Source organism: Paraburkholderia sejongensis, assembly GCF_020880815.1.
In the GTDB taxonomy this organism is placed as follows: Bacteria; Pseudomonadota; Gammaproteobacteria; order Burkholderiales; family Burkholderiaceae; genus Paraburkholderia; species Paraburkholderia sejongensis.
On record NZ_JAJITD010000012.1, the window covers coordinates 129,135 to 142,309 of the forward strand.

At 66.6% G+C, this 13,175-nt stretch carries 11 protein-coding genes; 7 read left to right on the top strand and 4 right to left on the bottom strand.

What is annotated here, in order from left to right; genetic code table 11:
* Positions 1 to 8 precede the first annotated feature (8 nt).
* Positions 9 to 446 (top strand): response regulator, encoded by a 438-nt coding sequence (locus LJ656_RS23260; RefSeq protein WP_230511966.1) that lies wholly within the window; start codon positions 9 to 11, stop codon positions 444 to 446.
* Positions 447 to 473: 27 nt separating this feature from the next.
* Here the strand turns inward: LJ656_RS23260 and LJ656_RS23265 are convergent, their stop codons facing one another.
* Together LJ656_RS23265 and LJ656_RS23270 are read right to left on the bottom strand one after the other, a co-directional pair.
* Positions 474 to 2,153 carry a sensor histidine kinase gene (locus LJ656_RS23265; protein WP_230511867.1) on the bottom strand — a complete coding sequence of 560 codons (1,680 nt, stop codon included), beginning with the start codon at positions 2,151 to 2,153 and terminating at the stop codon, positions 474 to 476.
* 5 nt (positions 2,154 to 2,158) lie between these two features.
* A complete protein-coding gene (locus LJ656_RS23270; protein ID WP_268998746.1) occupies positions 2,159 to 2,851 on the bottom strand; it encodes a biliverdin-producing heme oxygenase in 693 nt (230 codons plus the stop codon).
* A gap of 243 nt (positions 2,852 to 3,094) precedes the next feature.
* Here LJ656_RS23270 and LJ656_RS23275 point away from each other — a divergent pair, with 243 nt between their 5' ends.
* From LJ656_RS23275 to LJ656_RS23295, 5 genes are all read left to right on the top strand, one after another.
* Positions 3,095 to 5,242 (top strand): protein-L-isoaspartate(D-aspartate) O-methyltransferase, encoded by a 2,148-nt coding sequence (locus tag LJ656_RS23275; protein WP_230511868.1) that lies wholly within the window; start codon positions 3,095 to 3,097, stop codon positions 5,240 to 5,242.
* Positions 5,243 to 5,361: 119 nt separating this feature from the next.
* Positions 5,362 to 5,712, top strand: coding sequence for a hypothetical protein (locus LJ656_RS23280; RefSeq protein WP_230511869.1), 351 nt, complete (start codon positions 5,362 to 5,364; stop codon positions 5,710 to 5,712).
* Between the two features lie 51 nt (positions 5,713 to 5,763).
* On the top strand, positions 5,764 to 7,068 hold the full coding sequence (locus LJ656_RS23285; protein WP_230511870.1) for a cation:proton antiporter: 1,305 nt from the start codon (positions 5,764 to 5,766) through the stop codon (positions 7,066 to 7,068).
* Positions 7,069 to 7,221: 153 nt separating this feature from the next.
* Entirely contained in the window at positions 7,222 to 8,493 is a 1,272-nt protein-coding gene (locus tag LJ656_RS23290; RefSeq protein WP_230511871.1) for an MFS transporter, read from the top strand.
* Between the two features lie 212 nt (positions 8,494 to 8,705).
* Complete coding sequence (locus LJ656_RS23295) at positions 8,706 to 9,161, top strand: CHRD domain-containing protein (RefSeq protein WP_230511872.1); 456 nt, start codon at positions 8,706 to 8,708, stop codon at positions 9,159 to 9,161.
* Between the two features lie 104 nt (positions 9,162 to 9,265).
* On the opposite strand, the gene LJ656_RS23300 is transcribed toward LJ656_RS23295, so the two are convergent.
* Positions 9,266 to 9,952, bottom strand: coding sequence for a cytochrome b/b6 domain-containing protein (locus LJ656_RS23300; RefSeq protein ID WP_230511873.1), 687 nt, complete (start codon positions 9,950 to 9,952; stop codon positions 9,266 to 9,268).
* Positions 9,953 to 10,127: 175 nt separating this feature from the next.
* Entirely contained in the window at positions 10,128 to 11,021 is an 894-nt protein-coding gene (rarD, locus tag LJ656_RS23305; protein ID WP_230511874.1) for an EamA family transporter RarD, read from the bottom strand.
* A gap of 291 nt (positions 11,022 to 11,312) precedes the next feature.
* On the opposite strand from rarD, the gene LJ656_RS23310 reads away from it, so the two are divergent.
* A complete protein-coding gene (locus tag LJ656_RS23310) occupies positions 11,313 to 12,773 on the top strand; it encodes a DEAD/DEAH box helicase (RefSeq protein WP_230511875.1) in 1,461 nt (486 codons plus the stop codon).
* Positions 12,774 to 13,175 lie beyond the last annotated feature (402 nt).

Sequence of the window (13,175 nt, forward strand, 5' to 3'; positions counted from 1 at the left end):
ACAACAACGTGTTGAGACCGATCCTGCTGGTTGAAGATAATCCGAACGACGTGGAACTCACGCTGATCGCGCTCGAGAGAACGCGCCTCGCCAATCCCGTGCTGTCGTTGCGCGACGGTGAAGAGGCGTTGCAGTATCTGCGCCGCGAGGGACAGTGGGCCGATCGCGACGAGGAAAATCCGGCGGTGATTCTGCTCGACAAGAAGCTGCCGAAGATCGACGGCCACGAGGTGCTGAAGGAAGTGCGCGGCGACGAGCGCCTCAAGCGCATCCCGATCGTGATGCTGACGTCGTCGCGCGAGGAAAGCGATCTGCTGCGAAGCTACGATCTCGGCGTCAATGCTTATGTGGTGAAGCCGGTCGCGTTCGACGACTTCATGGCCGCGATCAGCGACCTCGGCTTGTTCTGGGCCGTCCTGAACGAACCGCCGCCGTATTCGCGCTGAAGCTGGCGGGGGTCGCGCGGCCCGCGTCTAGCGATACACCGGCAACGTGACGCGGAAAACCGAGCCGTGGCCGAGGCCGGCGCTTTCGGCGCGGATCGTGCCGCCATGCATCTCCAGCAGATTTTTGACCAGCCACAGGCCGAGGCCGAGCCCGGCCACCCGTCCGCCGCCGCTCGCGCCCGACTGTTCGAAACGCTCGAAGATCCGTTCGAGCGACGCCTGATCCAGACCCGCGCCGCTATCGCGCACCGTCAGTTCGACCTGCTCGCCAAGAGCCCGCACCGACAGTTCGATCGTGCCTTGCGCGGTGAACTTCAACGCGTTCGACACCAGATTCCAGACCACCTGTTTCATCCTGCTTTCGTCGGCCAGCACCAGCACCGCCGCCAGATCGTCGGCGATCAGGCGCAGGCCTTTCGCTTCGGCCTGCATGCGCAGGTCTTCCGCGACGATCCCGGCCAGCGCGCCCAGATCGACCGGCTCCAGCCTGACCGACAGCTTGCCGGTGACGATCGCACCGCTGTCGAGCAGATCGTCCACCATATGGGAAAGCTGCCGGGCGTTGCGGCCGATCACGTCGGTTGCGCGGGTGACGTGCACGGGGTCGGGCAGGCGCCGCAACAGATCGGTCCACGACACGATCGCCGACAGCGGCGAGCGCAATTCGTGGCTGACGGTCGTCACGAAATGGTCCATCGCCATCGCCAGACGCTCGCTCTGCTCACGCGCGCGCTTCTCGGATGCGGCGATCGCGCGCTGCTCCAGTTCCGCCTCTTTACGCACCGTGATGTCCAGCGTGAAGCCGATCACTGAAGCGAGCGTGCCGTCGCGGACGAAGCGGCCCACTCCACGCACCAGAATCCAGCGCACCACGCCGCTGGCCCAGCCGACCCGGTAGTCCACTTCGAAATGCTCGCGCGCGGCCAGCGCGCGCTCCATCGCGACACGCACACGCTCGCGGTCATCCGGATGAACCACCTGCTCGAGCAACAGCTGTTCGGTCAGCGTCGTGCCCGGCGCGAGGCCGAGATTGGCTTTGCATTGATCGGTCGCGTCGATCGCACCGGTCGCCGGATACAACTCCCACGCGCCGAGCTGCGAGAACGCCAGTGCCAGCTGGAAACGCTCCTGATGTTCGCGCAACTGCTCGCGCGCTTCGTCCGCCAGCACCTGACGCAATTGCGCCTGCGATCGCAGCTTCGCGCGCTCGCGCTGGTTGCGCTCGTCCTCGAAAACCTGCGCGGTCTCTTCGCTCACGCGCAGCAGGATATGGGCGGTCGCGCTGTCGGAGCGGCTGCCGGCGAGCGGCGTCGCCAGCAGGCTGGCCTTGATGCGCCAGTAACGCGGCACAGCCGGGGCTGGGCGTGCCGCTGCGCCGGCGCTACCGGCGCTACCGACGTTCGGGGGTTCAGCGGGCGCGTCGTAACGAAACTGCGACGACCACTTGCCGTCGCCGCCCGACAACTCGCGCAGCGCGGCGCTCAGCCATGCGCGCCGCGCGTCGCGTTGTGCCGCGCTGCCGACCTGGTTGGTGTCGAGGATCGACTGGCCGAGCAGGTCGTCCAGCTTCTGACCGGTCAGTTCCAGATAGCGCGCATTGGCCAGCACGATCTGATAGTGGCCATTGAGGATGACATAGGCTTCGGGCAGCAGATCGAATGCGCTCGCCGCATCGAGCCCATCCTGGCCGGCGACGCGTCGTGACATGCCCATCAGCGCGCCTGGTGCTCGAGGCTAACGCCGCGCGGGCTTGCCGTGCCGGCGGCCTCGCGTGCGAGTTCGATCAGGCGGTCGAACGCATGGGCCGCGCCGCGGCAGGCGTCGTCGATCGCCGTGGGCGTGTGCACGTCGGCGGCCAGCGCGCGGATGAAGGCTCGCCAGCGTGCGGCGAGCGCGTCGCGCCCAGCGTCGAGAAAACACAGGGGATGGGGGGCGAGGCGTTCGCGCAAGCGCGCGTACAACACCGCGCCCCCCAGCTGCGAGCCTTCGATCACATAGCAGATGCCCCAACGATAGGCGGCGTTTTGCGCTTGCGGCCATGCGGCGCTCTGATCGCCGCAATGCGTGGAAGCCGCACGGAGACCGGCGAGATCGTCCGGCTGCACCGACTCGTGCGACAGGTCGGCATCGATCAGCGCGAGGCGATCGACGTAGGTTGCCGGGTGAAGTGACTGCGGGCCGTCGCCGAAGGTAGCGAGCCACGCTTGAAGCGGCGCGAGCCAGTTGCGCAGTACCGCGAGATGAGCGACGTAGTCGCGCAGCGCGACGCTGTGCACCGACAGCGGCATCAGCTCGTGCAGCAACTCGTGGCGCTGCGCGGTCGCGTTGCGCAAAGCGGCCAACACGGCAGGCGTCTCTTCCTGTCTGCCTGGCGAGCGGGCAGTCGGGTCGGCGGTAGCGATCAAGTGGTACGGTTCCACATGAGGGGGAAGAGGTCGATTATAGAGGTGCATTCCCGTTTAGGCGATGGGTTGGGGCGGCCTCCCAAATAAGCAGGTGTGCAGGTTGCTCACCGGGTAAACGTCCCTTTCGGGGTTTTGAACTGGCCTCTTAGCAGGTCGCTGCAGAGGTCGCTGCAGAGGTCACTTCAGAGGTCGCATCCCAGGTCGCATCACAGGTCGTATCAGGCGCTGCAGCAGGGGGCCGCGATGAGCGATTTCAACGAAGCGCGCGAATGGATGGTCGAGCGGCAGCTCGCGCAGCGCGGCGTGCGCGATGCCCGAGTGCTCGCGGCGATGCGGCATGTGCCGCGCGACGCGTTCGTGCCCGCCGACGTGCGCGAGTTCGCGTACGACGATACGCCGTTGCCGATCGGCGGCGAGCAGTCGATCTCGCAGCCGTTCATCGTCGGCAAGATGCTGGAGGCCGCGCAATTGCGGCCGGGCGATCGCGTGCTCGATATCGGCACGGGCTCGGGTTACGCGGCGGCCATTGCCGCGGAAATCGTCGCGCGCGTCGATTCGATCGAACGCGATGCGGCGCTTGCCGAGACCGCGCGCGAGTGTTTGCAGCGGCTCGGTTATGCGAACGTCGAGGTGCATATCGGCGACGGCACGGCCGGGCTCGCCGCGCACGCGCCGTATGACGCGATCATCGTAGCGGCGGGCGGCCCGCATGTGCCGCAGGCGCTGCGCGCGCAACTCGCGCCCGGCGGCCGGCTGGTGATGCCGGTCGGCGGCAGCCCGAGCCGGCAGCGGCTGGTCAAGGTCGTGCGGCGCGGCGAACACGACTACGACGAACAGGCGTTCGGCGATGTGCGATTCGTGCCGCTGGTCGGCAGCGATGGCTGGCCGGATTTGTCGGATGCGGGGCAGGGCGATCACCGGGCGGCCACCGCAGCGACGACAGGAATGGAACCGCGTTGCGCAGCCGCCGAAGCGACAACTCCGGGGAACAACGCCAGCAACGAAGCCGCAAGCACCATGCAGGCCTCGACGGCGAACCACCCCGCCGAACGCAACGAAACTCCTGAACCCGGCCGCCCCCTCACTTTGGAAGCCGCCATCGGCGTGGCCGCCGAACCCCTGCCGAACCTCGACTCCGACCAGTTCGCGACCTTCATCGACCGCTTCGCCAACCGTCGCGTGATCCTGCTCGGCGAAGCCAGCCACGGCACCTCGGAGTTCTATCGCGCGCGCGCCGCGATCACGCGACGCCTCGTCGAGCAGCACGGCTTTTCGATGATCGCGGTCGAGGCCGACTGGCCCGATGCCGCGATCATCGATCGTCATATCCGCGCGCGTCCCGCGCCGCCCTCGCGCGCCGCGCCGTTCCGCCGCTTCCCGGTATGGATGTGGCGCAACGCCGAGTTCATGGCGTTCGTCGCGTGGCTGCGCGCGCACAACGCAACGCACGCGGCGCAACCCGAGCGGCAGATCCGCTTCTACGGACTGGACATCTACAGCCTGTCGGAATCGATCGAAGCGGTGTTGCGCTATCTCGACACCGTCGACCCGGACGCCGCGCGTGTCGCGCGCGAGCGGTACGGCTGTCTGAGTCCGTGGCAGAAGGACCCGGCCGTATACGGCCGCGCCGCCCTCAGCGGCGGCTACGCGCAGTGCGAAGAGCACGTGATCGCGCAACTGGCGGATCTGCTCAAGCACCGGCTTGCGTACGAACACGCGGACGGCGAGCGTTTTCTCGACGCCGCGCAAAACGCGCGGCTGATCGCGGTCGCCGAACAGTACTATCGCGCGATGTATTACGGCGGCGCGCAAAGCTGGAATCTGCGCGACACGCACATGTTCGACACGCTGCGTCACGCGCTCGACAGCGGCGGCGCCGACGCGCGGATGGTCGTGTGGGCGCACAACTCGCACATCGGCGACGCGCGCGCGACGGAAATGGGCCGCGCGCAGGAAGAACTGAACCTCGGCCAGTTGTGCCGCACGCATTTCGGCGACGCGGCCGCACTGATCGGTTTCGGCACGCACGGTGGCACGGTCGCCGCGGCCAGCGACTGGGGCGGTCCGCTGCAAACGATGACGGTGCGTCCGTCGCGCGAAGACAGTTACGAATCGCGCATGCACGGCGCGCAGATCGGCCGCTTCGTGCTGGACCTGCGACCGGGCGTGCACGACGCGTTGCGCGAGCGTCTGCGCGAACCGCTGCTCGAACGCTTTATCGGCGTGATCTATCGTCCGGATACCGAACGATATAGCCACTATGCGCAAGCATCTCTGGCCGAGCAGTTCGACGCGTATCTATGGTTCGACCATACCGACGCGGTGACCGCGCTGCCGGTGTCGGACGGCGAGCAGGACGGCCCGGCGGAAACTTTTCCGTTCGGCATGTGAAGCAACCGGCCCGCACGGTTCGAGCGGTCGCGTCGACGCACTGCCGCGCCGGGGATGGAACGCGGTTTGCAGCAGCACGGACAGTGGACATCGAATCCGTCCGGCTGGGGAGGCCGCCAATGAAACTCAAGAAGCTGGTACTGCGCGCCGTCGGCGTGGCGCTGTTCGCGATGCTGTTGTTCGCGGCCGGCAGCGCAATCGCGCAGCAGCAACAACGCGAAGCTGCGACGCCGCGTATTTCGACCGGCGCGGCCCAGCTGCTGCTCGCGCAGGCCGGCCACAGCGCGGGCACCGAGGGCGGCGCGGGCGCGGCCGGTCAGACGGGCACGCCGCCCGCCGAGTTGAGTCGCGATCAGGTAAGGCGCGAACAGGCGGGGCGCGCGAAGCCGCCGCCGCGCACACCGGACCCACACGCGGCGGGCAAAGGCGAACGCCCAGCTATGCCGCAAGGCGCGAGCGATGCGCGCTAGGCGCCGCGCGGCTCGTCGCCGGCGACAGTTGCGCGCGCCCGAACTCCCGACATGAGAGACGAACCGCTGTGGTTCCTGCTGATCGGCGCGCTGCTGACGTTCATGGCGGTCGCGCGCGGACCGATCCGCCGCCTGCCGCTGACGGGCGCGATGATCTATCTCGCGGTCGGCGTCGCGATGGGGCCGGGCGTGACCGGTCTGGTCGGCGTCGATCTGCTCGGCAACACGGTGTTGCTCGCGATCATCGCGGAAGTCGGGCTGGTGGTGTCGCTGTTCTCGATCGGCATGCATCTGCGCGTGCGTCTGAACAATCCGCTGTGGTGGTTGCCGCTGCGCTTGGGCGGCCCCGCGATGCTGGTCACCGTCGCGATGATGTTCGGCTTCACCGCGTGGTTGAACGGCCACGCAAGCGGCGCCGCGCTGTTTCTCGCCGCGACGCTCGCGCCGACCGACCCGGTGCTCGCCAACGAACTGCGCGTGAAGCAGGCCGGCGACGACGAACCGGTGCGCTTCGCGCTGTCCGGCGAAGGCGGGATGAACGACGGCGCCGCTTACCCGTTCGCGGTGCTCGGGCTGACGATGGCCGGCGCGCAGCTGTACGGCTCCAGCAGCGGCGCGCATTTCGCCGGCTCGGTGGCGTGGGGCATCGTGAGCGCGCCGGTGATCGGCGGCGTGCTCGCGATCGTGTTCGCCCGCGCGATCCTGTTTCTGCGCACCCGCTACGGCGAGGCGATCGGCCTCGACGGTTTTCTCGCGCTAGGTCTGATGGCGACGTCGTACGGCGCGGCGCTGCTCCTGCATGCGTATGCGTTCATCGCGGTGTTCGTCGCGGGCGTCGCGCTGCGTCACGAGGAATTGCGCGCGACCGGCGACAGGAATCCCGCGGAAGTGCTCGAAGACGTGCCGCGCGGCGAACGGGTCGAGGTCGCCAAAGACCCGCAAAAAGCGCACGCCTATCTGGCCGAGTCGATGATGGGCTTCACGCTCGAAATGGAACGGATCGGGGAGTTGTCGCTGATGCTGATCATCGGCTGCGTGGTGTCCGCGCATTGGCGCGACATGCTCGACGTTCGCGCGGTACTGCCCGCGCTGTTTCTGTTTTTCGTCGCGCGGCCGCTGTCGGTTTTCGTCGCGATGGGCGGCGCGCGCATCGACCGAGGTCAACGGCAACTGATGGCGTGGATGGGGATTCGCGGCGTCGGTGCGTTCTACTACCTGATGTTCGGACTCGAATTCGCACGCGATGCGATCGCGCCGCTGTTGCCCGCGGTGCTGGACGCGATCGTTCTGTCGGTGCTGTTGCACGGGTCGAGCGCGAATTACGTGTTGGGCCGGTATTTCGCAGGGCGGCGATGAGCACGGCGCCGGGCTCAGTGGTCCGCCGGGTGGGCGCGCGCGGCGACAGGCACGAATGATGCGGAGCAGAGCGCGAAGTACCTGACGGCCTTTCGCGCACAACGTGTCGAGGGAGCCTGAGCGGTAGAAGTCCCAGGGAGCGCGCTCGACATAATGGAAAAACATCACGCGAAACCGTCATTGCCGTTACTGGCGGTCAGCTTCTTTGCCGCGGACGTGCAGGCCGGCGCCGGCCCTTTTCTCGGCATCTTCCTGCAGGAGCACGGCTGGAGCGCCGGCCTGATCGGCACGGTGCTGACGCTTGGAGCGATCGTCGGCGTGCTCGTCACAGCGCCGGCCGGCGCGCTGATTGATGCGACTTCGCATCGCCGCTCGGTGGTGGTGGTCGCCAGCGCGCTGACGGTCGTGGCCGCGGGCGTGTTCTGGATATCGCGCAGTTTCTGGCCGATCGCGCTGTCGCAGATCGCGACAGCGGTGGCGGGCTCGGTGATGGGCACCGCGTTGACCGGGCTGACGCTCGGCATGGCGGGCCGCAAGAATTTCGACCGCCTGTACGGCCGCACCCAGGTCGCGAACCATGCCGGCAATATCGCGGCGGCCGCGTTGTCCGGGGCGATCGGCTGGTGGCTCGGCGTCGTCTGGGTGTTCGCGCTCGGCGCGGCATTCGGGCTCGCCTGCATCGTGTCGGTGCTGCTGATTCCGGCGCGCGCGGTGCATCGGCACTATGCGCGCGGGCTGTCCCACGAGGACGACAGCGACACCTCGCAGATCCACGCGCAAGGCATCCGCGCGGTGCTGCGCTCGCGCCCGCTGCTGTTGCTGTCGATCGTGCTGGCCGCGTTCAGCCTCGGCAATTCCGCGATGCTGCCGCTTTACAGCATGGCCGAAGCGGCGCTGCATCACCGCAACGCGAGCGGCATCGCCGCGGCGAACATCATCATTTCGCAGGTCGTGATGCTGATTGCCGCCGTCTACGCGAGTCGCCTGATTCGCCGCTTCGGCTTCTGGCCGATCATCCTCGTGACGCTGATCACGCTGCCCGCGCGCGCGGTGACGGCCGCATGGCTGACCGCGACGTGGGGCATCTTGCCGGTGCAGATTTTCGACGGTCTGGGATCCGGTCTGCAAAGCGTGGCGATTCCCGCGCTGGTCGTGCATCTGTTGCATGGCAGCGGACGCGTGAATCTCGGTCAGGGCGTGGTGAAAAGCGTGGAAGCGGCGGGCGGCTGTCTGAGTCCGTTGCTCGGCGGCTGGCTCGCGACCCGCTTCGGCTATCCGGCTGCGTTCATCGCGCTCGGCAGCCTCGGTTTGATTTCGCTGGTGGTGTGGATCGGGCAACGCGCGTTGATCCGGCGGGCCTGCGATACGCGTCGCGACGAACTCGACAAGATGGCTGACATCGATACGTCGGCGCTGTTTTCATAGAACGGCGGCTGCGGCTGCGGCTGCGGCTGCGGCTGCGGCTGGTTGCTGATTATGGGCGTTAGCGGTCGCGGGTCGATTCTTCCTGCGCGTTTCGTGCGGCTGGCGTCTATTCTTGTTGTCACCGCCGAGGCCGGCAGCCGTGCCGACCTGGCCGGTCGGATGCTTCGGACATGGCCTGCGCACGCAGGACCCACCCAACTGGAGAAAACCAAATGTCACGATCGATCTCGCAACGCGCCTGCATGGTGTTCGGTGGTCTCGCTTTAGCGGGTGCTTTGAGCTTCGCCCAGGCCGCGCCGGTTTCGTTTGCCGTGCCGTTGACGGGCGCCCAGCAGGTGCCGCCGGTGCAGACGCCCGGCAGCGGCAATGCCGCGCTCACGTACGACGCCGGCTCGCGGGTCGTCACGTGGAACATCACCTTCAGCGGCTTGACGAGTCCGGTCACGATGGCGCATTTCCACGGACCTGCCGCCGCCGGTCAGAACGCCGGCGTGAAAGTGTGGATTTCGCAGAAGGGCACGGCCGAGGTGACCAGCCCGATCACCGGGCAGGCGACGCTATCGGCGGACGAGGCCAAGCTGTTCGAGGGCGGTCAGATGTACATCAATGTTCATACGAAGAACAATCCGAACGGGGAGATTCGCGGCCAGGTGACGCCGCCGAAGTAAGCGCGGCCGCTGGGGCCGGCCGATTGTGCCGGCCGCTGCTGCCGGCCATTTGTGTCGGTTTGTGCCGTAGTGCTGCAGGAATGAGGCTCGCGGCGGGCGCAGGCTCAAAGATAAGCCGCGAGCAGCATCACCACGCCGATGCCGACGCCGAGCGGCAGCAGCGCAAGCCATGGCGGCGCTTGCCGCGGGGCGTCGAGCGACAACGGTAGCCGCTTGTAGCCGGTCAGCATCGGCCGCAGCAGGTGGTGGCCTTTCACCGCCGCGTAGAGCGCGATCACGACGACGTGCAATGCCACCGCGGCGAGCAGCACGTCCCAGACCAGACCGTGTAGCGACGAGATCGCGTTGGCGAGCCACACGGGCACCCGTTCGCTCAACGGGCCTTCGTCGGCGATGTCGTTGTTGATGTAGAGGCCGCTCAGCGTCTCGATCAGCAGCAACGCGAGCAGCAACAGAACCATCCAGCCGCCGGCCGCATTGTGGCCGACCTGCACATCCGGTTCGCGATGAAACAGCCGCCGCAAGTGACGAAACGCGCTTGCGGGCGACGCGACGAAACTGCGAAAGCGCGCGGTCTCGCTGCCGACACAGCCCCACAGCAACCGCGCGATGAGCAGTGCCAGCAGCGTTTCGCCGGCGCGGATGTGCCAGTCGATCAGGTTCAGTTTCAGCGTGACATAAGCGGCCGCGACCAGCGCGACGGTCAGCCAGTGGAACAGACGGACCGGTGCGTCCCAGACCAGAACCGGGCGGGTTGAAGGTTCGGGTGGGTGCTCGATGGGGGCGGGCATGGGTGGCTGGGCGGTGACAATGAAGTCTAGTGCAAGGATTGCACCGGCGGGGCTGGCCTCGAGCTGTCGTCGAAGCGATAGACGCAGCGCTAGCTCCCGTTCTCGGCAGACTTGCGCGCAGCGGATGGGCGCAAGTCCACGCATCGGTTTTCAGTTGTGCCGCCCTTCAGCCTCTTCAAGCCGCCCGGCGCGCCTGCCGCGCGGCGGCCAGCGTGCCGCGCAGCCCTTCGAACGAGTAGAGCGCGAGTGCCACCCAGATCGCGCCGTAGCCGACCGCCTGCACGGAGCCGAACGGCTCACTGTAGATCAGCACGCCGGTGAGCAGCTGAAGCGTGGGCGTCACGTACTGGATCAGGCCGAGCATCGACAGCGGGATACGTCGCGCGGCGGCCGCGAACAGCAGCAGCGGCACGGCCGTGATCGGCCCGGCGGCGGCCAGCAGCAGTTGCAGCCCGAGCGGCGCATGCGTGAAATGGCTCGCGCCGGCCATGCCGATGATCAGCAGATAGACGATCGCCACCGGAAACAGCAGCACCGTTTCGAGCGCGAGGCCTTCCAGCGCGCCCAGCTTCGCGGTCTTGCGCAGAAGCCCGTAGCCGCCGAACGTCAGCGCGAGCGCCAGGCTGATCCACGGCGGCGCGCCGTTTTGCCAGGTGAGCCAGACCACGCCCAACGTCGCGAGCGCGACCGCGCACCATTGCAGCGGGCGCATCCGCTCATGCAGGAACACGAAGCCGAACAGCACGTTGATGAGCGGATTGATGAAGTAGCCCAGGCTCGCTTCGACGATATGCCCCGCGTTTACCGCCCAGATGTAGATACCCCAGTTGGCCGAGAGCAGCACCGCGCTCGCGACGAAGCGTCCGAGCACGCGCCTGTCGCGCAGCGCCGGGCGCAGCCACGCCCAGTGATTGCGGACCGCGAGCACCGCGACGATGAACACGAGCGACCACGCCATGCGGTGGGCGAGTATCTCGAGCGCGGGAATCTGGTGGAGCGTCTTGAAGTAGACGGGAAAGAGGCCCCAGATGACGAAGGCGGAAAAGGCGTAGACGATGCCGGGATTCATGGTTCGTGTTAGTTGGCGCGATGCGCGTGGTCGGGGCGGGGGCGCCGGTGGTCAGGCGTCTCGTGCGGGTTTCACCGGGCCCTGCGCCGATCGGCCGGTTTTGCGACGAGGGATCATTTTGGCTGGCGGCGTTTGTTGCTGTCCAGCCTGACGTCGCGCTTACGATGAAAGGTAGCGCGCAGCAGATCACCGTGGCGTGTCCCGGGCACCGTCGGTCTTTCTGCCCATCGCTCGGCCGCTGCCCGCAGCGCGCTAACCGCTAGAATTGCGTTTTTAGCCCGGAATACGCCGATGTCTTTTGCCTCCCTTGGCCTGATCGATCCCTTGCTGCGTAATCTGCAGGACCTCAATTACCAGACACCGACGCCGGTGCAGAACAAGGCGATTCCTGCCGTGCTCGGCGGCAAGGACGTGATGGCCGCGGCTCAGACCGGCACCGGCAAGACGGCGGGCTTTGCGCTGCCGCTGCTGCAAAGGCTGGTGCAGCACGGCCCGGCGGTGTCGAGCAACCGCGTGCGCGTTCTGGTGTTGTTGCCCACGCGCGAACTGGCCGAACAGGTGCTGCAAAGCTTCATCGCTTACGGCAAAGGTCTCGACTTGCGATTGCTCGCCGCCTACGGCGGTGTGAGCATCAACCCGCAGATGATGAAGTTGCGCAAAGGTGTGGATGTGCTCGTTGCCACGCCGGGCCGTTTGCTCGATCTGAATCGCCAGAACGCGGTGCAGTTCGACCAGGTGCAAACGCTGGTGCTGGATGAAGCCGACCGCATGCTTGATCTCGGCTTTGCGCGCGAACTCGACGCCGTCTTCGCCGCGTTGCCCGCGCGGCGCCAGACGTTGCTGTTCTCCGCGACGTTTACCGACGATATCCGCGCGATGGCGACGAACATCCTGCGCGACCCGGTCAATATCAGCGTCAGCCCGCCCAATGCCACGGCCAGCAAGATCAAGCAGTGGGTGGTGCCGGTGGATAAACGGAACAAGCCCGAGCTGTTTATGCACCTCGTGGCCGAGAACCGCTGGGAGCACGCGCTGGTGTTCGTCAAGACCCGCAATGGCGTGGATTACCTCGCGGCGAGGCTCGATGAAGCCGGCTACGCGGTCGATACGATCCACGGCGACAAACCGCAGCCCGCGCGCTTGCGTGCGCTGGAGCGCTTCAAGACGCGCGAGGTACAGATGCTGGTCGCCACCGATGTCGCCGCGCGCGGACTGGATATCGACGATCTGCCGCTGGTGATCAACGTCGATCTGCCGATCGTCGCGCAAGACTATGTGCACCGGATTGGCCGTACCGGCCGCGCGGGGGCGAGCGGTGTGGCGGTGTCGCTGGTGTGTGCGGATGAAGCGCCGCAACTGGCCGCGATCGAAGCGCTGATCCGGCAAACGCTGCCCCGCAAAGAAGAGCCGGGTTTTGAGGCCGACCATCGCGTGCCGGAAACCAGCGCGACGGGCGAACTCATCAAGAAGCCGAAAAAACCGAAGAAGCCTAAAGTGCCGCAAGCTGCGGCGGTCGCGGCGCAGGCGCCCGGCAAAAAGCCGCGCCCGCAAGGTGGCGAAAGCAAGGGTAAGCCTGCGACGCAGCGCGCCGTGGCCGCGGATAACGACACGCGCTTCACCGTCGGTAGCCCATTTAGCGTGCAAAAGCCGCGCAGCAAACCCGCCGGCAAACCCACCGGCAAGAAGCCGGTAGCGGATTCACGTAAGCCGGCGAACAAACCCGCTGGCGGACGCGGCAAACGCCAATCCTGATCTTTGGGGATAAGTAACGCCGGCTCCGGAAACAGCTGACTGCTTCCGGCGCAATATCGACGCACGAGCGTCCGAACCTCGTTGCCGGCGAATGTCCGCTTTCTCAGCGGACCGCATACGCTGGCCGGACTCGCCGTCAGCGGCCATTCAAAAAAACGACCTCGACCAGCTCGTCCCGCTAGCGATCCCGGCTCAAGCCGTCCCCGCCTGTCCCATCTCCAACACCCGAAAACACTTTTCACATCGCGGAATTCGTCCGGAATTTCGTCGGCGCGATTTTTTCGCCGCTTGAAAGTGCTTTTTGCATCGCAAAAAGAGTTGCGTATCTCATTGAAAAAGAACGAAAAATAAACTCTTATGTCTTATATAAGACTTCACCCGAGCGCGTCGGCCAACGCTACT

Bases quoted from the DNA above. Each gene is read 5' to 3' on its own strand.
- LJ656_RS23265 (WP_230511867.1), bottom strand. From the start codon at position 2,153: ATGTCACGACGCGTCGCCGGCCAGGATGGGCTCGATGCGGCGAGCGCA.
- LJ656_RS23275 (WP_230511868.1), top strand. From the start codon at position 3,095: ATGAGCGATTTCAACGAAGCGCGCGAATGGATGGTCGAGCGGCAGCTC.
- LJ656_RS23280 (WP_230511869.1), top strand. From the start codon at position 5,362: ATGAAACTCAAGAAGCTGGTACTGCGCGCCGTCGGCGTGGCGCTGTTC.
- LJ656_RS23285 (WP_230511870.1), top strand. From the start codon at position 5,764: ATGAGAGACGAACCGCTGTGGTTCCTGCTGATCGGCGCGCTGCTGACG.
- LJ656_RS23290 (WP_230511871.1), top strand. From the start codon at position 7,222: ATGGAAAAACATCACGCGAAACCGTCATTGCCGTTACTGGCGGTCAGC.
- LJ656_RS23295 (WP_230511872.1), top strand. From the start codon at position 8,706: ATGTCACGATCGATCTCGCAACGCGCCTGCATGGTGTTCGGTGGTCTC.
- LJ656_RS23300 (WP_230511873.1), bottom strand. From the start codon at position 9,952: ATGCCCGCCCCCATCGAGCACCCACCCGAACCTTCAACCCGCCCGGTT.
- rarD (WP_230511874.1), bottom strand. From the start codon at position 11,021: ATGAATCCCGGCATCGTCTACGCCTTTTCCGCCTTCGTCATCTGGGGC.
- LJ656_RS23310 (WP_230511875.1), top strand. From the start codon at position 11,313: ATGTCTTTTGCCTCCCTTGGCCTGATCGATCCCTTGCTGCGTAATCTG.